The sequence below is a fragment of the Variovorax boronicumulans genome (assembly GCF_019352895.1).
Taxonomy (GTDB): domain Bacteria; phylum Pseudomonadota; class Gammaproteobacteria; order Burkholderiales; family Burkholderiaceae_C; genus Variovorax; species Variovorax boronicumulans_A.
This window is the reverse complement of sequence record NZ_JAAAFX010000009.1, coordinates 1,365,555-1,388,003: the sequence shown is the minus strand read 5'-3', so window position 1 is coordinate 1,388,003 and position 22,449 is coordinate 1,365,555. Positions and strand designations below refer to the sequence as shown.

At 68.7% G+C, this 22,449-nt stretch carries 18 protein-coding genes and 1 pseudogene; 4 read left to right on the top strand and 15 right to left on the bottom strand.

Annotated features, from left to right (window positions below; translation table 11 throughout):
* Positions 1 to 15 precede the first annotated feature (15 nt).
* From K0H49_RS25545 to K0H49_RS25525, 5 genes are all read right to left on the bottom strand, one after another.
* Positions 16 to 1,965, bottom strand: coding sequence for a hypothetical protein (locus tag K0H49_RS25545; RefSeq protein WP_219218637.1), 1,950 nt, complete (start codon positions 1,963 to 1,965; stop codon positions 16 to 18).
* A 1-nt stretch (position 1,966) separates the two neighbouring features.
* On the bottom strand, positions 1,967 to 4,132 hold the full coding sequence (locus tag K0H49_RS25540) for a choice-of-anchor tandem repeat GloVer-containing protein (protein ID WP_219218627.1): 2,166 nt from the start codon (positions 4,130 to 4,132) through the stop codon (positions 1,967 to 1,969).
* 46 nt (positions 4,133 to 4,178) lie between these two features.
* Entirely contained in the window at positions 4,179 to 6,773 is a 2,595-nt protein-coding gene (locus K0H49_RS25535; protein WP_219218626.1) for a TonB-dependent receptor, read from the bottom strand.
* Positions 6,774 to 6,852: 79 nt separating this feature from the next.
* Positions 6,853 to 7,851, bottom strand: a complete 999-nt coding sequence (locus K0H49_RS25530) for a FecR domain-containing protein (protein ID WP_219218624.1) — start codon at positions 7,849 to 7,851, stop codon at positions 6,853 to 6,855.
* Between the two features lies 1 nt (position 7,852).
* Positions 7,853 to 8,374 (bottom strand): sigma-70 family RNA polymerase sigma factor, encoded by a 522-nt coding sequence (locus K0H49_RS25525; protein WP_257625207.1) that lies wholly within the window; start codon positions 8,372 to 8,374, stop codon positions 7,853 to 7,855.
* 1,013 nt (positions 8,375 to 9,387) lie between these two features.
* On the opposite strand from K0H49_RS25525, the gene K0H49_RS25520 reads away from it, so the two are divergent.
* Positions 9,388 to 9,861: a CPBP family glutamic-type intramembrane protease gene (locus tag K0H49_RS25520; protein WP_219218622.1), complete on the top strand. Its 474-nt coding sequence runs from the start codon at positions 9,388 to 9,390 to the stop codon at positions 9,859 to 9,861.
* 170 nt (positions 9,862 to 10,031) lie between these two features.
* Here K0H49_RS25520 and K0H49_RS25515 read toward each other — a convergent pair.
* From K0H49_RS25515 to K0H49_RS25470, 10 genes and pseudogenes are all read right to left on the bottom strand, one after another.
* Positions 10,032 to 10,240 (bottom strand): annotated as a pseudogene (locus K0H49_RS25515) (leucine zipper domain-containing protein); the annotation flags it as partial.
* 84 nt (positions 10,241 to 10,324) lie between these two features.
* The gene (locus K0H49_RS25510) at positions 10,325 to 11,248 is read right to left on the bottom strand and encodes an ABC transporter permease (RefSeq protein ID WP_219218619.1); all 924 of its coding nucleotides are present in this window, start codon (positions 11,246 to 11,248) and stop codon (positions 10,325 to 10,327) included.
* Between the two features lie 130 nt (positions 11,249 to 11,378).
* Complete coding sequence (locus K0H49_RS25505; RefSeq protein ID WP_219218617.1) at positions 11,379 to 12,440, bottom strand: ABC transporter permease; 1,062 nt, start codon at positions 12,438 to 12,440, stop codon at positions 11,379 to 11,381.
* A complete protein-coding gene (locus K0H49_RS25500) occupies positions 12,437 to 13,987 on the bottom strand; it encodes an ABC transporter ATP-binding protein (RefSeq protein WP_219218615.1) in 1,551 nt (516 codons plus the stop codon). The genes K0H49_RS25505 and K0H49_RS25500 overlap by 4 nt, the downstream gene beginning before the upstream one ends.
* Complete coding sequence (locus tag K0H49_RS25495) at positions 13,984 to 14,721, bottom strand: alpha/beta fold hydrolase (protein ID WP_219218613.1); 738 nt, start codon at positions 14,719 to 14,721, stop codon at positions 13,984 to 13,986. Before K0H49_RS25495 ends, K0H49_RS25500 begins: the two co-directional genes overlap by 4 nt.
* A 124-nt stretch (positions 14,722 to 14,845) precedes the next feature.
* Positions 14,846 to 15,811, bottom strand: a complete 966-nt coding sequence (locus K0H49_RS25490) for a 5'-methylthioadenosine/S-adenosylhomocysteine nucleosidase (RefSeq protein WP_374122417.1) — start codon at positions 15,809 to 15,811, stop codon at positions 14,846 to 14,848.
* Positions 15,808 to 16,758 carry a BMP family protein gene (locus K0H49_RS25485; protein ID WP_219219185.1) on the bottom strand — a complete coding sequence of 317 codons (951 nt, stop codon included), beginning with the start codon at positions 16,756 to 16,758 and terminating at the stop codon, positions 15,808 to 15,810. Before K0H49_RS25485 ends, K0H49_RS25490 begins: the two co-directional genes overlap by 4 nt.
* Positions 16,759 to 16,972: 214 nt before the next feature.
* On the bottom strand, positions 16,973 to 17,602 hold the full coding sequence (gene upp / locus K0H49_RS25480; protein WP_183028816.1) for a uracil phosphoribosyltransferase: 630 nt from the start codon (positions 17,600 to 17,602) through the stop codon (positions 16,973 to 16,975).
* 68 nt (positions 17,603 to 17,670) lie between these two features.
* Positions 17,671 to 19,089, bottom strand: coding sequence for a URC4/urg3 family protein (locus K0H49_RS25475; RefSeq protein WP_219218612.1), 1,419 nt, complete (start codon positions 19,087 to 19,089; stop codon positions 17,671 to 17,673).
* Positions 19,086 to 20,504: a GTP cyclohydrolase II gene (locus tag K0H49_RS25470; protein ID WP_257625123.1), complete on the bottom strand. Its 1,419-nt coding sequence runs from the start codon at positions 20,502 to 20,504 to the stop codon at positions 19,086 to 19,088. The genes K0H49_RS25475 and K0H49_RS25470 overlap by 4 nt, the downstream gene beginning before the upstream one ends.
* A gap of 154 nt (positions 20,505 to 20,658) precedes the next feature.
* On the opposite strand from K0H49_RS25470, the gene K0H49_RS25465 reads away from it, so the two are divergent.
* The 3 genes from K0H49_RS25465 to K0H49_RS25455 all read left to right on the top strand — a co-directional run bounded on the left by K0H49_RS25465 (position 20,659) and on the right by K0H49_RS25455 (position 22,449).
* On the top strand, positions 20,659 to 21,237 hold the full coding sequence (locus K0H49_RS25465) for a sigma-70 family RNA polymerase sigma factor (RefSeq protein ID WP_219218609.1): 579 nt from the start codon (positions 20,659 to 20,661) through the stop codon (positions 21,235 to 21,237).
* On the top strand, positions 21,234 to 21,878 hold the full coding sequence (locus K0H49_RS25460) for a DUF1109 domain-containing protein (RefSeq protein WP_219218607.1): 645 nt from the start codon (positions 21,234 to 21,236) through the stop codon (positions 21,876 to 21,878). The genes K0H49_RS25465 and K0H49_RS25460 overlap by 4 nt, the downstream gene beginning before the upstream one ends.
* Positions 21,879 to 21,942: 64 nt before the next feature.
* Positions 21,943 to 22,449, top strand: a complete 507-nt coding sequence (locus K0H49_RS25455) for a DUF1993 domain-containing protein (protein WP_219218597.1) — start codon at positions 21,943 to 21,945, stop codon at positions 22,447 to 22,449.

Here is a 22,449-nt window from a genome sequence, read left to right as displayed (position 1 = left end):
TGGGGAAGAAAAGGATCAGCCGCGCCGCGCGAAGCGGCGGGCCAGGCCGAGCGCGGCCAGCGGCAGCAGGAGCCAGGGGCTCAGCGGGCCGCCGCCGTCGCTGCGGTTGTTGTTGCGCTCCCAGGTGCCGGTGCCCGAGCCGTCGGAGGTCGCGGGCGGCGCCACGGTCACGGCCCTGACCGTGATCGACACCGTCTGCACCACGGCCGGCCCGCCCGAAGCGCTTTCGCAGCGCAGCGTGAAGGTGTTGACCCCGGTCTTGCTCAGCGCGCCCGACAGCGGGATCTGGCTGCCCTGGGTCTGCTGCGCGCCGCTCCAGGTATTGCCGTTGCTGCCGCTGGCGGTGCAGCCGGCGGCGTTCTGCGTGGCCCAGCTCAGGGTCGGGCGGTCGCCGACCAGCGCGCTCGAGGCCGAGGCGGTCAGCGGCGTGGTGAAGCTCACGCTGGGCAGCGGCACGTCGATGGAGAACACGGTGCCGTTGCCGCTGGTGTCGGGCGAGGCAGGGTCGATGGCTTCGCCCGGGCCGCCGCTGGCGGTCGCGCCATAGAGCTTCTGCACGCCGTCGACCGTCGCGCCCAGGCTCAGGCCCACGGGGCGTGCGCCTTCGGTGGCGATGTCGAAGCGGTGCAGCACTTCATAGATGTCGTCCGAGCGATCGCCCTTGCTGCCGACGACGATGCGGAACAGCGTGCCGGCGCCCGAGGGCGTGGGCAGGCCGGTCGCGGGCCGGTAGAGGCTGGAGCCGTCGCGCGCCGTGGTGCCGTAGATGTTGCCGTCGGCGGCGAGCACCAGCGGGCCATTGGGCGTGGAACCGTCGGCCTGGGCGGTGCCGTCCTTCGCGAGCATGTCGGCATCGCGGAAGCGGTGCAGCACGGTGAAGCTGGCCGGGTCGTCCTTCTTCACGCGCCACAGCGTGCCGCCGTAGCGCAGGTCGTTGACGCCGCCGGCGGTCGGGGCGTTGGCGTAGCTGGTGCCGTAGAGCCATTCGCCGGCCTCGACCAGCGTGCTGTAGCGGTCGCCGACCGAGGTCGGCGCGCCGTCGCGGTGGCGCAGGAAGGTGTGCAGCACCTTCACCTGATCGGCCGAGGCAAGCTGGCCGTTGTTGGCTGCGCCTTCGTCGAGCGTGGCCTTGTCGATCTTCACCAGCGTGCCGAAGGCGCGGCCGGCGTTGTCGCTGGCCTGGGTGCTGTCGAACACGCCCGTGGCGCCGACGCTGGTCAGCACATAGAGTGCCTGGTCGGTCTTGCTCCAGACGCTGGCCACGGGGGCGCCGCCTTTCTCGTGGAGCTGCAGGCGGCCCACGACGGTGAAGAACTGGCAGAAGTCGAAGGCCTTGGCGTAGCTGCCGTCAGGGTTCAGGCGCCACAGGCCGGCCGCGAGAACGCCGCTGGCGTTGCAGGTGCCCGGGGCGTCGCCGCCGCCGAAGTACACGCGCTGGTCGTCGTCGATCGCCAGCTGGCCGCGCGGGCGCACCGGCGGCGTCGGCAATGCGCTCGCCACGTTGGCCTGCAGGCTGAACATCGCGGCGGTCGAGCCGAAGGGGTTGGCGCTGGTGTCGTTGTTGACGTTGGACGCACCCGCGCCGCCGTAGATCTTGCCCTGTGCATCCTGCACCAGCGTGGTCGTCGACTTGGAGATGTCGCCCAGCAGCCGTGCCTGGTAGCCCGTGCCCTTGAGGGCGTCGAGTCGGTAGCTCACGCCCTGGCCGAGCACTAGGGTCAGCGGCGTGCCGCCATTGAAGGTGTGGCCCTGCAACTGGCCGCTGCCGTCCTTGGCCAGCACCGGCGGCACCATGGGCATGCCGCCCAGCTGGGCCGTGTCGGCGGTGCCGGTGAAGCGGTGCAGCACGGTGGGCTTGAAGGCCGTCGTCTGCGCGATGGCGGACGAGGCGGCCAGGCTGGCGAAGACCAGCGCGAGGAGCAGCAGGGGCCGCGATCCGGAGGAGAGGGTGGACGAGGTCTTCATGTCAGTTCTTCTGTGCGGTGGTCATCGATGTGGAGGTGTGCGGGGTCTTGCGCTTGCGGCGCAGCGATGCGGCACGGCCCAGCACCGCGAGCGCCAGCAGCCAGACCGGCGAAGCCGCGCCACCGCCGCCGTTGCCGAAGCTCACGGTGTTGCCGTCGACGGCCGTGGCGTCGGTGCCCACGTAGACCGTGGTGCTGGCCGAGACCTGCGCGCCGAAGGCGCTGCCGGCGACGTTGCAGGTCAGCGTGTAGCGGTAGGTGCCGGGCTTGGGCGTGACCGAGACGGCACCGAAGTCCGCCACGGCACCGCGCCAGTCGTTGGCCGACGAGGCCGCGGTGCATTGCGTGGCGTTGCTGCTGATCCAGGTCAGCGTGCTGGTCTCGCCGACCTTGAGCTGCGTCGGGCTCGCCACCAGGCTCACGCTGGCATCGGGGGCGCCGTCCGAATTGACCGCCACCTGGAACACGGTGCCGAAGTCGGTCGGCACCGCCTTGCCCTGGCTGTCGGCATAGCTGCCGCCCATCGAGGTCACGCCGTAGAGCCGGCCGTCGGCGCCGGCGCGCACGCCCAGCGGGATGCGCCCGTCGTTGCCCGAGAAGCTGTGCACCTTCTCGAAGCCGCCGTTGGCCACATGGCCGCCGCCTTCGACCGCGATGGCCGAGGGCCGGATGCGGTAGAGCGTGCCACAGCGCACCTCGGCGTTCGCGGTGTTGCGGTTGCTGCAGGTGTGGGTGCCGCCGGCCAGCGTGGTGCCGTAGATCGCGCCGTCGGGGGCGAGCGCCAGCGGGCCGCGCGGCGTGGCGCCGTCGTCCTCGTTGAAGGTGTGCAGGACCTGCAGGCTGCCGCTGCCGTTGCGCGCGATGCGCCAGACCGCGCCGTAGGGACGCGGGCCGTCGTGGTACGGATAGGCGCCGGGGTACGAGAAGGCGTTCGGGGCGGCGGCCCACGAACGGAAGCCGCACAGCGGGTTGTTGCGCGTCACCGATGGCAGCCCCGTGAGCGTGTTGAGGTTGTGGACGTAGGTGTAGCAGTCGGCCACCGAAGTGGTGCCGTACAGATAGCCGTCGCCTCCGTCAACCAGCGACGACAGCCCGTTCTGCTCGCCCGAGCTCAGGCTGCGCAGCGTGGCCGGGCCCGTCATGCCGATGGTCACCGGCTGCTCGCTGGGATACAGGCGGAAGCCCTCGTGCGTCACGTTGTCGCCCACGTTGAGCTCGCCCTCGGCCAGCGTGAAGGTGTGCAGCACAGTGGGGCCCGCGCCGGCGGCGTTCGGATCGATGCGGTAGAGCGTGCCGGTGGGCGTGTCGGGCGCGTTCGGTGTGCCGGGGGCCAGCGGCAGGCCGCGGCGGTAGGCGGTCACGCCGTAGAGGAAGCCGTCGCCGCCCAGCACGATGTCGTTGGCCACCTGCTTCATGCCCTTGGGGCCCACGGCGAATTCATGCACGGTGCTCAGCACGCCCGTGCCCAGGTTGATCCGGAAGATCCGCCCCTGGCCCTGCAGGCCCTTGTCGACGCCGTAGAGGTTGTCCTTGGCGTCGATCACCAGCGCGCCGTTGGGCGAGTAGAGCTTGCCGCGCGACGACTCCACCACCGAGGGGTAGGCGCCGTCGAAATCGGTGCGCACGATCAGGCCTTGGCCGACCGTGGCCGAGTAGGTGTAGTTGCTCTTCTCGTCGGTGCCGGCGTACTGCTCGCCGTAGAGGCTGGTCATGACGGCGTAGAGCGCGCCGCTGCTCGAGCGCACCGGCGTGCTGTTGATGCGGCCCTGCAGGTCGGTGTCGAAGTCGAAGGCCAGTCGCTCGTAGACCGAGACGCCCGCCCGCATGCTGTAGAGCCCGACCGCGGTGTACAGCGTCGGCCGGTTGCCGGTCCAGCCGGCCCCCAGGAAGCCGCCGTAGAGGTAGCCCGTGGTGGTCCCGGGCTTGACCGCGAACAGCGGCGGCGAGGTGGGGTGGCGCGCGCCGGGCCAGCCCACGGTGCCGTCGGATGAGGTCACGTCCTCGCCCGATGGCCGCAGCGAGGCCAGCGAGGTGACGCGCACGCCGGAGACGTGCGTCTGGGCTTGCGTGTCGGGCAATGCGGTGACGGCCAGCGTGGCCAGGAGCGCGAGCGAGAGGCCGAAGCGCGCGGGGTGCGACGCGGCGGAAAGCGGATGTGGAGAGTGCATGCGGAGATGGGGAGAAGGAGGAGGGATCGGTGCGCGCGGCACCCGCTTAGAACTTGAGCGACAGCGTGACCATCGCGGTGCGGCCGGGGCCGACGAAATAGCCGCCGCCCTGCATCTCGGCGTAGTTCTTGTCCATCAGGTTGTTGATGGCCAGCCGCAGCGTGGTGTGGCGGTTGAGCTCGTAGCTGGCCCAGAGGTCGTAGAGGTGCCAGGCCTTCTGGTTGTAGGCATCGCCCTGCATGGTCCAGACGCTGGTGGTGGCGGTGGGCGACTGGAAGCGCATGCGGCCGCCCAGCGTGAGCTTGTCGTCGAGAAGCCGCACGCCGGCCGAGATGCTGAGGTTCTTGCGCGGCGGCAGCGTGTACCAGATGTTGGCGTCGCCCGGCGTGCCCAGCGTGTTCGACGGGAAACCCATCATGCTGCCCAGCGGGAAGGGGTCGTAGCCGCCCTTGCCGGTCTTGACCATCATGTGGGTGTAGCTCAGCGAACCGAACACGCGGCCGGTGTCGTAGTCGGCCTGCAGCTCGAGGCCCTTGCTGCGAAACGGGTCGTCGAGGTTGACGTAGGCATAGGGCCCGAGCAGGCCGCCGCCCGCGGTGTCGTTGGGCGCCATGATGCGGCCCAGCGTGACGTAGTTCTTGACCTTGCTGTCGAACCACGCGGCCTTGACGCGCAGCGCATCGCGCCCGGTCAGCAGGCCCTTGAAGACCGCGTTCACGCCCAGTTCGGTGTTGCGCGAGTACTCGGCGCGCAGGTCGGGGTTGGGGTAGTAGGGGAACAGGCTGCCCACGTGCTGGCCCCATTGCAGCGATTCGGTGATGGCCGGCGGCCGCATGCCGCGGCCGATGTTGGCGAAGAACTGCAGCTGCTCGATGGGCTTGACGGCCACCGACAGCCGCGGCGCGATCGAGCCGCCGTGGCGGTCGGTCTGGAAGCGGGTGTAGAGCGCGGTGGTGGAGGGCCGCACGCCCGCCGGGTTGCTGATCGAGCCGATGCGCATGCGCCCGTCGCCCTGCAGGCCGTACCAGTCGTAGCGCAGGCCGCCGGTCACCTCGAGCCAGCTGTCGTGCAGCAGCGTGGCTTCGCCGAACAGGCTGGCCACGGTGCGCTTGCCCTCGGGCGTGGAGCCGGTGTAGAGCGCGGTCGTGCCCGCATCGGCGCCGATCGACAGCGCCTGCGCCTGCGGGCTCGTCCAGTCGTGGAAGAACTCGCCGCCGGTCTTGAGCACCGCGTCGGTGGTCTTCGCGAGCGCCAGGCGCGCGGTGTTCTCCAGCGTGCCGCCGACGGTGCTGGTCTGGTAGCGCAGCTGGTAGGCGTTGTCGTCGAGCTGGCCGCCGGCATGGCGGAAGGCTTCGTTGCGCGTGCGGGTGTAGTAGAGGCTGGTCTTGAGGTCGATGAGTTTGGAATCGGCCGGGTTCCAGTTGTAGTTGGCCAGCAGCGTGTCGGTGCGCACGTGGTTGGTGAGGCCGCCGGCCGAGGCGGACTGCGCCTTCTCGCCGAAGTTCGCGTCGAGGCCGATGTAGCTCAGCTTGGCCATGTGCCCGGGCGCGAAGCGCCAGGTGCCCTTGAGCAGCGCCGAGGTCTGGTCCTGGTCGGTGAGCTGGCTGATGCCGTGCACCACCGCGTCGAGGCCTTCGCGCACCGAGCCGCGTTGGCCCTTCTCGAAGGCGCCGACCTTCTTGCGGCTCAGCACCATCACGCCGTCGAAGTCCTCGCCGGCTTTGAGGCCCAAGGCGGCACTGCCCGCGAAGTCGTAGGCGTTACTGCCGGTGGTGGTGTTCACGCGGCCGCCCAGCGTCTGGCCGTCCTGCAGCAGGTCGGCCACTTCCAGCGTGCGGAAGTTGACCAGGCCCGCGATCATGCCCGCGCCGCCCACGGTCGAGGTCGGGCCCTTGGCGATGTCGGCGCCGCCCAGCAGTTCGGGGTCGAGGTAGACAGAGCCGTTGGAGCCGTGGCCGCTCTGCTGGTAGTTCTGGCGCGTGCCGTCGATCATCACGTTGACGCGCCCGAAGTCCTGCAGCCCGCGGATGTTCACGCTGATGCCCGGGTCCATGCGGGACTGCGAGGTGTAGACGCCCGGCACGTCGGTCAGCAGGTCGGCGGTGTTGCGCGGCGGCAGCCGGTCGATCTCCTCTCGCGTGATCACCGCCACCGAGGCGGGCGTGTCGTAGACCTCCTGGCGGCGGTCGCGCGCGGCGGTCACGGTGGTGGTCGGCAGCGTGACCTCGGCGGCCGGCGGTGGCGCGGCGTTGGCGGAATGCGGCGCGGCCGAGCCCACCAGCGGCTCGCGGGTCTGCAGCACGTAGTGGCCCGGTGCCTGCAGTCGCGCCACATAGCCGCTGCCGTCGAGCAGGCGCGTGAGGCCGGTCTGCACCGAGAAGCTGCCCTCCAGCCCGCGGCTGCGCAGGCCGTCGACCTGCTGCGGCGTGAAGGACAACGTGATGCCGGCCTGGCGCGCGAAGCGGTTCAGTGCGTCGTCGAGCGGCCCCGCGACGATGCGGTAGGCGCGTGCGTCGGCGTCGGTGGCCGCGGGCGCCTGCGCGAAGCCGGAAGTAGGCAGCAGCGCCAGGCACAGCGCGCCGTGCAGGCAGACCGCCAGCGTGGAAGGCCGGAAGCGGGCGGGCAGATGTGGGAGTGGCATGGAGTGCAAAGAAAAGCGATGTGTCCTGTCCATGCCGGACGGGACGGCGAAACCCGACAGGAAAAGCGAAAGATTTTTTTCAGCGCATCGAGACCTGCACCCAGAAGCGGGTGCGGTAGTCGATGCGCACCGGCAGCACGCTGGGCAGGATCGCCAGCAGCCGTTCGGTGTCGTCGAGGCGGTAGACGCCCGACAGCCGCAGCTCGGCCGCGCGCGGGTCGCAACCGATGTGGCCGCTGCGGTAGCGGCCGAGCTCGGCCAGGAAGTCGCCCAGCCGCATGTCGCGGATGACCAGCGCGCCGTCGGTCCAGCCCGTGGGGTCGAGGCCGCCGGTGTCGGCGGGCACGGCCTCGGTGCGGCTCAGCCGGTAGACCGTGCCAGCGCGCGCAACGACAAGCTCGGCGCCCGCGCCGGCCAGCGCCGGCTGCATCGCGACCGCACCTTCCTCGACCGACAGCAGGCTCGCGTCGGCGTCGAGCCGCACCACGAACTGCGTGCCCAATGCCTCGAGCAGCCCGTCGCGCGTCTGCACGCGCAGCGGGCGCTTGAGCGCCGATTGCGCATCCGCACCCGAGACCAGCGCGATCTCGCCGCGGGTGAGTACCAAGAGGCGCTGCGTGCCGTCGAAACGCAGTTGCACCGCGCTGTCGGTGTTGAGCGCGAGCGCGGTGCCGTCGGCAAGCGTGACGCTGCGCCGCTCGCCCTTGGCCGTGCTGTAGTCGGCCGTGAGCCGCTGCCAGGGGGCGAGCTCGCCCGTCAGCCAGGCGACCGGGCCCACGACGGCCGCGCCGACCGAGAGCTTGGCCAGCAGGCGCCGTCGGCTCAGGCGCTGGGCGCCGGCCTGCAGCGCTTCGAAGGATGCACCGCCCGCGCCGGCAGGCAGCGCGCCGAAGTCCGCGCGCAGGGCCTGTCCGACTTCCTGCGCGCGCTGCCAGGCCTGCTCGTGTGCGGGGTCGGCGCTGCGCCATTGCGCGAACGCGCGCTGCGTGCGCGCGTCGGCGGTGCCCGATTGCAGCCGGACCATCCAGCCGAAGGCCTGGCGCACCGCGGAAGGCGCCGGAGAGGCGGGCTGCGGCATCTCAGTCCGAAGCCAGCACGAGGTGGCAGTGGTAGAGCGCCTCGGCCACGTAGCGCTCGACCGAGCGCACGGTCACACCCATGCGCTGCGCGATCTCGGCGTAGGGCAGTTCCTCGATCTGCGCCAGCAGGAAGGCGGTGCGCACCTTGGGCTTGAGCCCGTCGAGCAGGCGGTCGATGCGCGCCAGCGTCTCGACGATCAGCAGGTGCGTCTCGGGCGAGGGCGCGAGCTGCTCGGGCTGCAGCGCCAGCGCTTCCCTGTAGGCGCGCTCGATCTCCTGGCGGCGCCAGCTGTCGATCACCAGCCCCTTGGCGATGGTCGTGAGGAAGGCCCGCGGTTCGGCGATGCGCGTGCGGTGGCGCGAGGCCAGCACGCGAACGAAGGTGTCATGCGCGATGTCCGCCGCGTCGGCCGCGTTCGCCAGCTTCTTGCGCAGCCACATCTGCAGCCAGCCGTGATGCGCGAGGTAGAGCGATTCGACGGCAGGCGGATCGGCAGGAGCGCAGGCAGGCAGCGGCGGCAGGGCGGACACGGTGAAGAAGCTCCATTCGGGCGAGCTGCTTCACTGTCGGAAAGTACCGGATGCAACAACTCAAATGAGAATTATTCGCATTGTAAGCCCACTTTGAGGGACCTTGGGCCTTTAAAGCTGCGTTTCGCGTGTCGATGCGATCTAACCGATCAACCAGATTCTGCGGACAGTAGAAATCCACACTGGCCTTGATATGCACCAGGTCAAAGAGGGCAACTGCTCGTGCAGGTCATAGTTCCTAAGCCGGCCCATCTGCTCTGATGGAGCTATCAGCAGTCCATCGGGAGTGATGGCAAGGTGGCGCCAGCACATGCAGTGCCATTTGGGAATCGCTATTGGCCACTCCCTGCCCAGAACTTCACCACCACCTCGGTGCTTGTGCGTGCCGCGGCACGCGGCCGGCGTCATTGCTTGAACTTCACCTGCACCAGCTGGCGTCGACTCAACATCGAGGGCGTTAGCTGCAACTGCTTGGCGTCAGTGAACTGCTTTACGGCGCGCGCACGCGCGGGTTGCTGGCCCAGTACCTGCGCGCAGGCCGGCGGCGTGCGCACAGCTAATCCAACGCATCAGTCCTGGCTGACACGCCTATCGCGGGCGGAGTCGATCAGGCTTGCTATCGGCGATAGGCGCGTCAGTACATCCTTCCACTGGAAAACCTCTTCAACTCCAGTATTGCGGATGTCGCTTTCGCCCTTGTTGGTCAATTCAGGCTGAAAACCAAAGAACTAACGATTTTGCTCAAAACGATGCCAAATCTCCTAGTGAATTCTAGAAACATTTGTCTCAAATAATCGGGTGTCTAGAATAAATGGTGAATTATTCTGACGAGATGCGATGAGGTGTGATGATGTGGTTGACATCGTGATCTATGAACTTCTAAGCTCAGATGAGCGTGCGTATCTTCAATCTTGGATTGTCAGTCAAATAAAAATTCCTATGATTAATTTTGATATTAGTAGGGGATTATGATTTTTAATGTCGTGCGTCATGGATTTTATTTCGTGTTTCACTTTCTTAGAAATATAAACTGTCTCGGTTTTGTGGGCTTGTTATTGTTTGTGGGTATTTTTTATGCTGTGGCAATATCTTATGTATTGCATTTCATCGGCTTTTCCTCAAATTCGGCGGCCCCTGTGCAAGAAGCGCTTTTTGCGAAAGGGTGGTTGCGAGTATTCGTCATGGCTGTGCTGGTTGGGCCCTTATTTGAGACGGCGCTGCACCAGCTGTTGATACGTCGTGTGATGCAGCGCGCGGGGTTCGAGAGTCGGATGGGATATGTTTTGATATCGGCGATTGCCTTTGGATTGGCCCATTCTTTAGGGCTTCAGTTTTGGGGAGCGTTTATTTTTGGTTTGTTGCTGGCAATGGGTTTTGTTGCTCGCGATTTTCCTGGGGGACACCCCTATTTATTGGTCGCATGTGTTCATTCATTGCGCAATGCAGTAAGTTTTGTGGTATTTCTGTTTGCTGCGTGATGTAATGTCCTTTGAGTTCAGCTAGCGGGTGCTGTTCATTGAAGACGGTGAGGCTCTGGCTGTTGAATTTCAGTAGGTTGTTCATAGCCGGTATGCGGCTTATGGGAACCTGATGGCTCACAGGGGCCATCTCTGGCGGCTCAGCGCTTCGAACCGAACCCGGTCCTCATCGCATGAGGACAACATGCGGGCCTGGAACTGCGGTCTTTGAGCCCAGACAGGCCCTCGGCCTTGAAGCGAGCAAGCCACTTACAGGCCGTGCGCGGGCTCACGCCGGCCGCATTGCGTGCCGCTGCGACTTTCCAGCTCTGCGTTCGTGCCCTGTCCACCAGAAGGGCTCGACCTTTGGCGTCAATCTCGCATGCTTATGGCTGTTCATCCGTTCTCCTGAGTCAAGGGGCGCGTCTTGGTAACCACAGCATCCCAAATCGCGAACGGATGAACGACCTACTGAAACATCAGCCTATCGCTCGCCCTTGCGATAAGGCTTCATCAGCGCCTGCGGATAGCTCGCCTTGCGCGCCACCAGCACCAGCGCCAGGATCGACAGCAGGTAGGGCAGCATCAGGTAGAGCTGGTAGGGCAGCGCGGCGTCGCCCGACTGCTGCAGGCGCAGCTGCAGCGCGTCGAAGAAGGCGAACAGCAGCGCGCCCAGCAGCGCCTTGCCGGGCCGCCACGAGGCGAACACCACCAGCGCCACGCAGATCCAGCCGCGGCCGTTGACCATGTTGAAGAAGAAGGCGTTGAAGGCCGACAGCGTGAGGAAGGCGCCCGCCACACCCATCAGCGCCGAGCCCGCCACGATGGCGCCGGTGCGCGTGGCCGCGACCGACACGCCCTGGCCCTCGGCCGCCTGCGGGTTCTCGCCCACCATGCGCACCGCCAGGCCGACCGGCGTGCGCAGCAGCACCCACGCGACCACCGGCACCAGCAGCAGTGCGAACAGCGTGAGCGCGGTCTGCGCGTTGAGGATCGGGATCGGCAGCCAGTCCATCGGCGCGAAGGGCGTCACCGTGGGCGGCGTGCTGACCTTGGGGAAGCTCACGCGGTAGCCGAAGTAGCTGAGCGCCGTGGCCAGCAGCGTGATGCCCAGCCCCGACACGTGCTGCGACAGCGCGAGCCCGACCGTCAGGAAGGCGTGCAGCAGGCCGAACACCGCGCCGGTGAAGGCCGCCACGCCGACGCCGACCCACAGCGGCGCGCCCGCGTAGACCGCGAGCCAGCCCGTGAAGGCACCCGCGACCATGATCCCTTCAATGCCGAGGTTGAGCACGCCCGCGCGCTCGCACAGCAGCACGCCCAGCGTGCCGAGGATCAGCGGCGTGGCGATGCGCAGCGTGGCCACCCAGAAGGAGGCGTTGGAGAGGATGTCGAAGAGGTCGGTCATTTGTCTTTGCTTCCTCCCCTTCCGGGGGAGGGCGGGGGTGGGGGCAGGCGGCGCGCGATGGGCAGGCTGCAGCCCCCATCCCAGCCTTCCCCCAGCGAGGGAAGGAGCCCAGCCGCAGAGGAGGGCGCCCTCATTTGCGCCGCACCCGGTACTGCGTCAGCAGCGTCGCCACCAGCACCGCGATCAGCGAGGCCGCGACGATCACGTCGGCGATGTAGGTCGGCACACCGACCGCGCGGCTCATGCTGTCGGCGCCGACCAGCACGCCGGCCACGAACACGCCGGCGGCGATCACGCCCAGCGGGTGCAGGCCGGCGAGCATCGCGATCACGATGCCGGTGTAGCCGTAGCCCGGCGACATGTCGAGCGTCACGTAGCTGGTGCGGCCCGCGACCTCGATGGCGCCCGCCAGCCCGGCCAGCGCGCCCGACAGCAGCGCGACCATGACCACGGTGCGCGTCACCGGCACGCCCGCGAAGGCCGCGCCGCGCGCGTTGGCGCCGACCGCGCGGATGTCGAAGCCCAGCACCGTGTACTTGAAGATCGCCCAGACCATCACGGCCAGCGACACGGCCCAGATCAGCCCGGTGTGCACGCGGGTCTGCGCGATCAGCTTGCCGAGTTCGAGATCGCCCTGCAGTGCCACGCTCTGCGGCCAGCCCATGGCGGTCGGGTCCTTCATCGGGCCGTCGAGCATGGCCGAGACCGCGAGCAGCACGATGAAGTTGATCAGCAGCGTGGTCACGACCTCGTCGACGCCCAGTCGGTTCTTCATCAGCGCCGGGCCCAGCAGCAGCAGCGCGCCGGCCACGGCCGCCGCCAGCATCATCAGCGGGAACAGCAGCCAGGGCGAAAGCGCGAAGCCGGTGCCGCCATGCATGCCGCCGACCGCGATCGCGGCCAGCGCGCCCGCGTAGAGCTGGCCTTCGGCGCCGATGTTGAACAGCCGCGCCTTGAAGGCCACGGTGGCTGCGAGGCCGGTGAGGATCAGCGGGATGGCGCGGGTCAGGGTCTCGCTCCACGCGAAGACCGAGCCGAAGCCGCCCTGCAGCAGCAGCGCGTAGGTGCGGCCCACGGGCGCGCCGGCCCAGAGCACCAGCAGGGCGCTGACGACGAGCGTGAAGGCGATCGCGCCGATGGGCGCGAGCACGAGGGCCAGGGGGGAGGTCCGGTGACGGCGTTCGAGTCTCATGAATGTTCCGTGCCGGCCATGGCCAGGCCGATGGCTTCGCGTGTCCAGGCGGTGGCGGGCCGCGGTTCGCCCAGGTGGCCGCCGTGCATCACGGCCACGCGGTCGCCCAATGCCAGCACCTCGTCGAGGTCGTCGGAGATCACCAGCACCGCGGCGCCGGCATCGCGCGCGGCGATCAATTGCTGCTGCACATAGGCGACCGCGCCGATGTCCAGGCCCCAGGTCGGCTGGTGCGCGACGATCAGCCGCGGCGGCTTGCGCTGGCCGTTGGCGGACTCGGGCGCCATCAGCGCGCGGCCCAGGATCAGCTTCTGCATGTTGCCGCCCGAGAGCGAGCGTGCGGGCGAGGACAGGCCCGCGCCGCGTACGTCGTAGGCCTTCTCGACCCGCGCCGCATAGGCGCGTGCCGCGGCGCGCTTGACCCAGCGCAGGCCCAGCGGCGTCCAGCGCGAGAAGGCCGGGCTGCGCAGCCGTTCGGACACCGCGTTCTCCCACACCGGCAGGTCGCCGATCACGCCCACGGCGTGCCGGTCTTCGGGGATGCGCGCGACGCCACGCGGCACCAGCCGGGCGGGCGAGGGCGGCAGCGCGCGGCCCATCAGCTGCACCGAGCCAGACATGGCGCGGCGCGTGCCGCTCAGCAACTCGGCCAGCGCGACCTGGCCGTTGCCCGACACGCCCGCGATCGCGACGATCTCGCCGGCCTTGAGCGTGAGCGAGACATCGTCGAGCCGGTCGTGGCCGCTGCCGGTGGTGCTGACGTGGTCGAGCACGCAGACCGCATCGCCCACGCTGCGGGCCGGCCGGCGCGCGGTCTTCTCGACCGCGCGGCCGACCATCCAGAGCGCGAGCTCGGCCTGGGTGGTGTCGACCGCGCGCGCCTGCGCCACCAGCTTGCCGCCGCGCAGCACCGCCACGCGGTGCGACACGCGCAGCACCTCGCCCAGCTTGTGGCTGATGAAGATGATCGACAGGCCCTGGGCCACCATCTGGGCCAGCGTGTCGAACAGCGCCTCGCTCTCCTGCGGCGTGAGCACGGCGGTCGGCTCGTCGAGGATCAGGATGCGCGCGCCGCGGTACAGCGCCTTGAGGATCTCCACGCGCTGGCGCTCGCCGACCGACAGGTCGCCGATCTTCGCGTCGGGCTGCACCGGCAGGCCGAAGCGCTGGGAGACCTCCAGCAGCCGCGACCGTGCCGCGCTGCGCCGCGAGAAGGGTTGCCACAGCGGCTCGGTGCCCATGAGCACGTTGTCGAGCACGCTGAGGTTGTCGGCCAGCGTGAAATGCTGGTGCACCATGCCGATGCCCGCGGCCAGCGCGGCCTTGGGGTTGCCGGGCGGCAGCGCCTGGCCGAAGGCCTCGATGCGGCCCTCGTCGGCGGTGTAGTGGCCGAACAGGATCGACATCAGCGTCGACTTGCCGGCGCCGTTCTCCCCCAGCAGCGCCAGCACTTCGCCGGCCTGCAGCTCGAGGGAGATCGCGTCGTTGGCCACCAGCGGGCCGAAGCGCTTGGTGATGCCGGCAAGCCGGAGCACGGTGGGGTTCATGGGGCGGTGGGCTCGGGGTCGCCAAGCGCATTGCAAAAGGTTTCGATGGCTCGGGCGGCGGCCTCAGGCACAGCCTGCAACAGGCCGTGAGGCCCTGGCAGGTGCACGATGCGCAGGCCCGGCAGGGCGCGCTGGATGATACGCGCCGCCTCCTCCGGAACGATGCGGTCATGCATTGCCCGCAGATACAGCGCGGGCACGCGCACCCGCGAAAGCCGGTCGATCACGTTCACCTGCTGCACTTCCTTCAGGCGATGCGTCATGACCGTGGTCGTCACCTGTCGCAGCGAGGCCTGCAACATCCCCGCAAGGCGCGGTGTGGCAAAGCGGCCCAGCAGCAGGTGACGCATGGGGCCGCGCATTCGGTCCGAATGCAGGAATTTCATCGCCAGTTCGAGCAGGCCGCCGCGCAGCAACGCCAGCCCCGGTGCGGGGCTGCGCGCGAAGCTGCAGCACAGGATCAGGCCGCGCAGGTTGGGAGGAGGCGCGGCCGCGATCGCGATGGCCAACGGGCCGGAGAAGGATTCGCCGAGCAGCACGAAGGGCTGACCGGCGGGGAGTTGCGCACGCACCCGTCGTTCGAGTTCGTCATAGCCCAACACCTCGGTGCCGGGGTAGCGCACCACGTCGATGGCGTTGCACGGCCGCATGGCGTGCCGCAGGGGCTCGAAGAGATCACCCGTGCCGTCCATGCCTGGCAGCAGAACGAGGCGAAGAGCGCTGGGGTGGGTCATGGTCTTCCTCCTTCCCATTGCGGGGCGAGGCGGGGAGGGGGGCACGCGGCCCACGTCATCGTTCTGTGGTGGTGCGCGCCCCGGCCCCGACCCTCTCCCGCAAGGGGAGGGAGTGAAGGCGGAATCACTTCCAGGCCGCGAGGAAGGCCAGCATCACCTTGGCCGAATTGTCGGCCGCGATGCCCATGAAGGTCCCCATCTCGTTCTCGCCGTCGCCGCCGCCCGCGAGGTCGCTGAGCGAGCGGAAGGCGATGTAGGGCACGCCGTTGCTGTAGGCGACCATGCCCACGGCCGCGGTCTCCATGTCGATCACGTTGGCCTGGAAGGTCCTGAAGGTGTATTCGCGGTAGGCCTTGTTGTCCATGAAGGCCTGGCCCGAGACGCCGTTGCCGCCGACCACCAACTGGGGCTTGCGCGGCAGGCACTTGCCCGCGCTGCAGTTCGCCAGCTCGACGTTGCGGATGCTGCGCGCGACCGCGAGCATCTTCGGGTCGGCCTCGAACCAGAACTTGCGCTCGATCTGCGGCCTGGCCTCGGTGCGCACCTCGACGGAGCGCGGATGCACCATGCCGAAGTTCGGGAACATCGTCGCGTCGGTGATGAAGGGCGGCGCGCTGAACCGGCCCGGCGCGGTTTCGCGGGCCATCAGCACCTCGAGGTACTGGCCCCATTGCGCGGGCACGGTCACATCGCCCACGTGCAGCGCGGGGTTCACGCCGCCCGCGATGCCGCTGAAGACGATGTGGGTGACGCGAAAGCGGTCCAGCACGCGCTGCGTGTTCATGGTCGCGTTCGTCATGCTGATGCCCGAGAGGAACAGCACCACCGGCTTGCCTTCGAGCGTGCCGGTGGTGAAGTCGACGCCGTGCTCGCTGTACGTCACCGGCTTCTGCAGCCGCGCCAGCAGCAGCGTGAGCTCGGGCTGGAAGGCCGAGATCACCGCGATGCGCGGCGTGTGGTCGAGGCGGGTGTCCTCGACCGCGCCGGCACTCTTGTAGATGCCGATGCAGCCCGTGAGCGCGACCACGCCGGCCGCCAGCACGACGGCCGACAGCGCCGAGCGCCAGCGCGTGATCGCGGCCGCCTTCACTTCGCCGTCGATTTGGGCTGGGAGTCGTCGACCTTGACGGTGAACTTGCCCGCCACGATGTCGGCTTCCTTGGCCTTGACCTTGGCGACCGTCTCGGCCGGCACCTTCTTCTCGAAGGTGCCCAGCGGTGCGAGCTCGGAGCCCTTGTGCTTCATCATCGAATACTGGCCGTAGTCCTCGGCGGTGAACTTGCCTTCCTTCACCAGCTTGATCGCGCGGTCGGCCGAAGGCTCGAAGTTCCACAGCGCCGACGAGACCACGGTGTCGGGGTACTGGGCCTGGGTGTTGATCACGTTGCCGATCGCGAGCTTGCCCTTTTCGCGGGCCGCGTCGCTCACGCCGAAGCGCTCGGCGTAGAGCACGTCGGCGCCCTTGTCGATCATCGCGAAGGCGGCTTCCTTGGCCTTCGGCGGGTCGAACCAGCTGTTGATGAAGCTCACGGTGAACTCGACCTTGGGATTCGTTTCCTTGGCGCCGGCCATGAAGGCGTTCATCAGCCGGTTGACTTCGGGGATCGGGAAGCCGCCGACCATGCCGATCTTGTTCGACTTGCTCATGCTGCCCGCGACCATGCCGCTGAGGTAGGCCGGCTCCTGGATGTAGTTGTCGAACACGCTGAGGTTGGGCGCCTGCGGCTTGCCCGAGGAGCCGAGCAGGAAGGAGGTCTTGGGGAAGTCCTTGGCCACCTTGCGCGCCGCGGCCTCGACGCCGAACACGTCGCCGATGATCAGCTGGTTGCCGCCGGTCGCGTACTCGCGCATCACGCGCTCGAAGTCGGCGTTGGTCACGTTCTCGGTCGCCTTGTATTCGATCTCACCCCGCGCCTCGGCCGCCTTCAGCGCCTTGTGCAGCCGGCTGACCCACTGCTGCTCGAAGGGCGAGGTGTAGACCCCCGCCACCTTGAGCTTGGCCTGCGCCAAGGCCAGCCCCGGCGCACCCGCCGCCATGACGGCGGCCAGGGCCACCGAACGAATGATCAATTGACGACGAGCTGTCACGTTTTTTCCTTGGGTTTTTTGAGTCGACAGAAAGAACAAAGCGGTAGAGGCGCACTCTTCACGAGGGATACCGAGGAACCGGCTCCGCCGGGCCTCCGGTATCGCCCCCCAGTGGGGGGAGGGGCGCCGCGACACGAAGTGCGCAAGCCCTTCGGGGGGCGTCCTATTTCGTTCCGAAGATCCGATCGCCCGCATCGCCCAGGCCCGGCAGGATGTAGCCATGGCTGTCCAGTTCGCGGTCGATGGCGGCGGTGTAGATCGGCACGTCGGGGTGGGCCGTCTGCATGTTCTTCACGCCCTCGGGGCAGGTCAGCAGGCAGACGAACTTGATCGACTTGGGGTTCATCTCCTTCAGGCGCTCGACCGCCGCGATGGCCGAGTTGCCGGTGGCCAGCATCGGGTCGACCACGATGATGTCGCGGTTCTCCATCTCGCTGGGCATCTTGAAGTAGTACTCGACCGCGGTCAGCGTCTTGGGGTCGCGGTACAGGCCGATGTGGCCGACGCGCGCGCCCGGCACCACGCTCAGCATGCCTTCGAGGATGCCGTTGCCGGCGCGCAGGATCGAGACCAGCACCAGCTTCTTGCCGTCGATCACCTTGGACGTCATGGTCTCGAGCGGGGTCTCGACCTCGATGTCCTGCATCGGCATGTCGCGCGTGACCTCGTAGGCCATGAGCATGCTGAGCTCGTTGAGGAGGCGGCGGAAGCTGTTGGTGGACGCATCCTTGCGGCGCATCAGCGTGAGCTTGTGCTGGACGAGGGGGTGGTCGAGGACGTGGACGTTGCTCATAGGGCGGAGATTCTGAGAAAAGGCGTGGCGGCGTTGCCGTGTTTTTTTCTAAACGGAGGGGGGAGAGTTTAAAAGACGGTGCCGTCGCTTTCGATCCGCAGGGGTGGTGCACCGTCACGCAAGCGCTGTGCCAGCACGCGCCCGGCGGCCCAGGTACCGCCCTCGAGCACGCAGGCCAGCGGCAATTCCTCGGCACTGCGGCCCAGCAGGGTGCGCACGCGCGGCGCCAGTTCGTCCAGCAGCGCGACCGTCAGCGCGCGCCATTCGACGATGAATTCGTCGCTCACCTTCCAGCTGCGCGTGAGCGAGGCCGCGTCGCGCGGCACGATCACGCCGCTGTCGATCAGCAGGCCGCCGTTGCGGTATTCGGGCAGGCCGGTGAGCGCGTCGAGGCCGCGCACCTTCACGCCCGCGCCCTCGATGGGTTCGAGCAGCGAGTAGGTGAGCCACTGCGACAGCTTGTGGAAGGGCATCCAGCCGTTGGTCAGGCCGGGGCCGTGCACCGCGCTGTGGCGCCAGCAGTCGCCCAGCGCAAAGGCCGGGTCGCCCGAGCCCATGGGGATGCCGCCGGGCGCGTCGCTGCCGTCGATCGCCAGGCTGTCGACCGCGTTGGCCGCGGGCCAGATGCGCGACAGCGAACTCAGCACCAGCGACAGCAGGTCGTGCGCCTTGACCTCGGCAGTCGGCGGCAGCGCCGGGCCGTAGGGGCCGACCAGCGCATCGAACAGGCGGCCCGGCCGGCCTTCCTGGCCGAAGACCTCGGGCTGCTCGGCCAGCGCCTCGCCCAGGCGCCGCAGCAGCATGGCGCGGCCGGCGATGCCCACCAGCGGGTTGACGTCGCTGATCTGGAAAGCCTGGGCCAGCCGGTCGGTCACCAGGGCCCGCAGGCCTGCGGCATCGGCCTGCAAAGGGCGCTCGGGGTCGGAGGAGAACAGGCCGCTGGTGAAGGCGTGGAAGCTCGCCACGCCCAGGCCTTCGGAGCGCGTGAAGCGCTGGCCGCTGGCCGACTCGACGTAGTGCCAGTCGGGGCCGGCGCCGGCGTCGAGCAGCACGCTGACCAGCACCAGGTCGATCTGCACGCGGGCGCGTTCGCGCGGCGTCACCTTGTTGCCCAGCAGCCGGTCGAGTTCGGCCAGGCGGTCGACGCCGCCGGCCTCGAAATGGCGCCAGCGGCTGTGGAAGGGGATGCGGCCCGAGGGGTAGCGCTCGCGCGTCACATCGGCCACGGTCTGCGCGGCGCCGTCGAGCGCGGCCGCGTCGCCGATCGTGAACCAGGCGGATTCGCCGCTGCGCGCGCGCGCCAGCAGCTGCGCCGCGCGCTCGCGCACGGCCGCGGTGGTGCGCAGCCAGGTGGCGGCTGCGGCAGGCTGGGTGAAGTCGGGCGTCAGCTCCTGCACCGGGTCGACGCGGCCTTGCGCGTCGGCGTGGCGCACCGCATGGTTGGCGGTGGCGTGTTCGGGATCGATTCCGTAGTTGTCCTTGCTCATTCGGTGAGTCCTCGGCCCTTGGCCTGCTTGAGTTCGTCGGCGTCGGGCACGTGGCCCGGCGTGAAATAGCCGGCCGCCTTCTTGGCGTCCATCTCGACCTGCGCATCGGCCGGGATCAGATCGTCGGGGATGTTGACCCGCTCGCCGATCTCGATGCCCGAGCCGGTGATGGCGTCGAACTTCAGGTTGCTCATCGAGACCAGCCGGTGGATCTTGGTGATGCCCAGCCAGTGGAAGACGTCGGGCATGAGTTCCTGGAAGCGCATGTCCTGCACGCCGGCCACGCATTCGGTGCGGGCGAAATACTGGTCGGCCGTGTCGCCGCCGACCTGGCGCTTGCGCGCGTTGTAGACCAGGAACTTGGTGACCTCGCCCAGCGCGCGGCCTTCCTTGCGCGAATAGGCGATCAGCCCCACGCCGCCACGCTGCGCGCCGCGGATGCATTCCTCGATCGCGTGCGTGAGGTAGGGCCGGCAGGTGCAGATGTCGGAGCCGAACACATCGGATCCGTTGCATTCGTCGTGGATGCGGGCCGTGAGCTCGACCTCGGGGTTGGCCAGGTCGCGCGGGTTGCCGAAGATGTAGAGCGTCTGGCCGCCGATGGGCGGCAGGAAGACCTCGAGGTCGGAGCGCGTCACCAGCTCGGGGTACATGCCGCCGGTTTCCTCGAACAGCGTGCGGCGCAGGTCGGTCTCGGAGCAGCCGAAGCGCTTGGCGACCTCGGGCAGGTACCAGGCCGGCTCGACCGCGACCTTGGTCACCATGGCCGCGCCGCCGTCGGTGAGGAACTTGCCGTCGGCCTGGAGCCGGCCGGTCTGCAGCGCCTCGATCACCTCGGGCAGGATCACGTGCGCCTTGGTCACGGCCAAGGTCGGGCGGATGTCGTAGCCGGCCGCGAGCTCGGCCGAGAACACGTCGGCCACGATCGCGCCCCAGGGGTCGAGCGAGACGATGCGCCCGGGCTCGCTCCATTGCGGGTAGGGACCGATCACGTCGGTGGGCGAGGTGTTGGTCAGGTCAGCCTTGTGCTCGCGCTTGAGCGCGCCCGCCGCCACGGCCAGCGCGCGGTACACGCTGTAGGAGCCGCTGTGGGTGCCGATCACGTTGCGGTGCGCGCGCGAGGTGGTGGTGCCGACGATCGGGCCGCGCTCGGCCGCGCTGGCCGCGCCCCAGTGGATCGGCAGGGCGCCGAAACCGCTGGCATGCGAGGTCAGCCGGATGTGGCGCGGGCCGGTCGCGTTCACGGCGGTGGCCGCGGCGGCGTAGATCGGGGACAGCGAGACCGAGGCCAGCGCGTCGGGCTCGCCGGGCGGCACCTCGTTCTGCGGCGGCGTGGCGGACGGCGGGGAGAGGAACGACGCGCGCGACGTGTCGGAGGCGGGAACAGGAGAACTCGGAACGGTGTCGACAGACATTGCAGGCCCTCAAAAAATGCAATGTACCGACGGACCCCGTGGCTGGCAAGCGCAGGGAGGCCATCGGCCGTAGGCGGGCGCCGCGACCGGTCCACGGCACAATCGAGCCGTCTTTTTTCACCGGCCCCGCCTCCCGCTGTAACCCGCAGAGCGAATGAAACGAACAACATCCGGGAGCCCGCAGCATCTGCACGACGCCGAAGCGGCGCTGCACGACCTGTTCGTGCGCGGCCAGGCGGGCGACGCCGTGGCCTACCGTGCATTCCTGGTCCAGTTGGGCGCGCACTTGCGCGGCTTCCTGGGTCGTCGGCTGTTCGGCTGGCCCGATGAAGTGGAAGACCTCGTCCAGGAATGCCTGATCGCCATGCACAACCAGCGCCACACCTACCAGAGCGACCAGCCCCTGACGGCCTGGGTGCATGCGATCGCGCGCTACAAGATGATCGACCTGCTGCGCGCCAAGGGCAGCCGCGAGGCGCTGCACATCCCGCTCGACGACGAACTCGAGGTGTTCGCCGACTCGGCCACCGAGGCCAGCGACGCGCGACGCGACCTGTCGGGCCTGCTCGACACCTTGCCCGACCGCCACCGGCTGCCGATCGTCCACGTGAAGCTCGAAGGCCTCTCGATCGCCGAGGCCGCGCAGAAGACCGGCATGTCGGAATCGGCGGTCAAGGTCGGCATCCACCGCGGGCTCAAGGCCCTGATGCAGAAGATCAAGGACGCCCGATGAAGACCGATGCGCTGATTGCCCTGCTGGCCGCCGATGCCGCCCCGGTGCCCCGCCATGCGGCCGCACGCCGGCTGACGCTGGCGCTGGGCCTGGCGGTGCCGCTGTCGCTGGCCGTGCTGCTCGTGGGCTACGGCGTGCGCCGCGACTGGGCCGATGCGGTGCAGCTGCCGATGTTCTGGCTCAAGCTGCTGTTCCCGCTGTGCATCGCGCTGGCCGCGGGCGTGATCCTGCAGCGCCTGGCGCGGCCGGGCGTGCGCATCGGACGCGCGTGGCCGCTGCTGCTCTGCGTGCCGGTGGCCCTGATCTGGGCGCTGGCGGCCGTCGTGTGGATGCCCGCCGCCGCGCCCGAACGCGCGACCATGCTCTGGGGGATCTCGTGGCAGATCTGCGCGGCCAGCATCCTGCTGATGGCCGCGCCGGTGTTCGTCGCGGCCATGGTGGCGCTGCGCAGCCTGGCGCCGACCCGGCCCGCGCTCGCGGGCGCCGCGGCCGGCGCGCTGGCGGGCGGCGTGGGCGCCGCGGTGTATGCGATGCACTGCATGGAGCTGGCGGCCCCTTTCCTGGCGGTCTGGTACGTGAGCGGCATCGCGGCGACGGCCCTGATCGGCGCGGTGCTGGGCCCCCGCCTGCTGCGCTGGTGAGGCGCTGCCAGCAGAGATCGGGCAGGCGCACGACAATCGCGCGCTGAACCCCAGGAGACTCCCCATGGCGCTTTCGTTGTACGACCTTTCCATCCCCGTGTTCCTCCGCGGCCTGCACCAGCTGAGCCACCTGCTCGACAAGGGCCTGGCGCATGCCACGGCCGCTGGCATCGACACCGCGACCCTGGTCAACGCTCGGCTCGCACCCGACATGTACACGCTGGCCGGCCAGGTGCAGGGTGCGAGCGATGCCTCGAAGCTGGGCAGCGCGCGCCTCGCGGGCGTCACGGCGCCGAGCTTTCCCGACACCGAGACCACCTACGCCGAGCTGCAGGCCCGGGTCGCGAAGACCATCGACTACCTCAACACCCTCGAGCGTGCCCAGGTCGACGGCTTCGAGAACCGTGCGGTGGTGATGAAGAGCCGCGGCAACGAGGTGCAGTTCACCGCGCAGCGCTACCTGCTGCAGTTCGCGCTGCCCAACTTCTTCTTCCATGTGACCACCGCCTACGACGTGCTGCGCCACAGCGGCGTGCCCATCGGCAAGATGGACTACCTCGGCAAGTTCTGA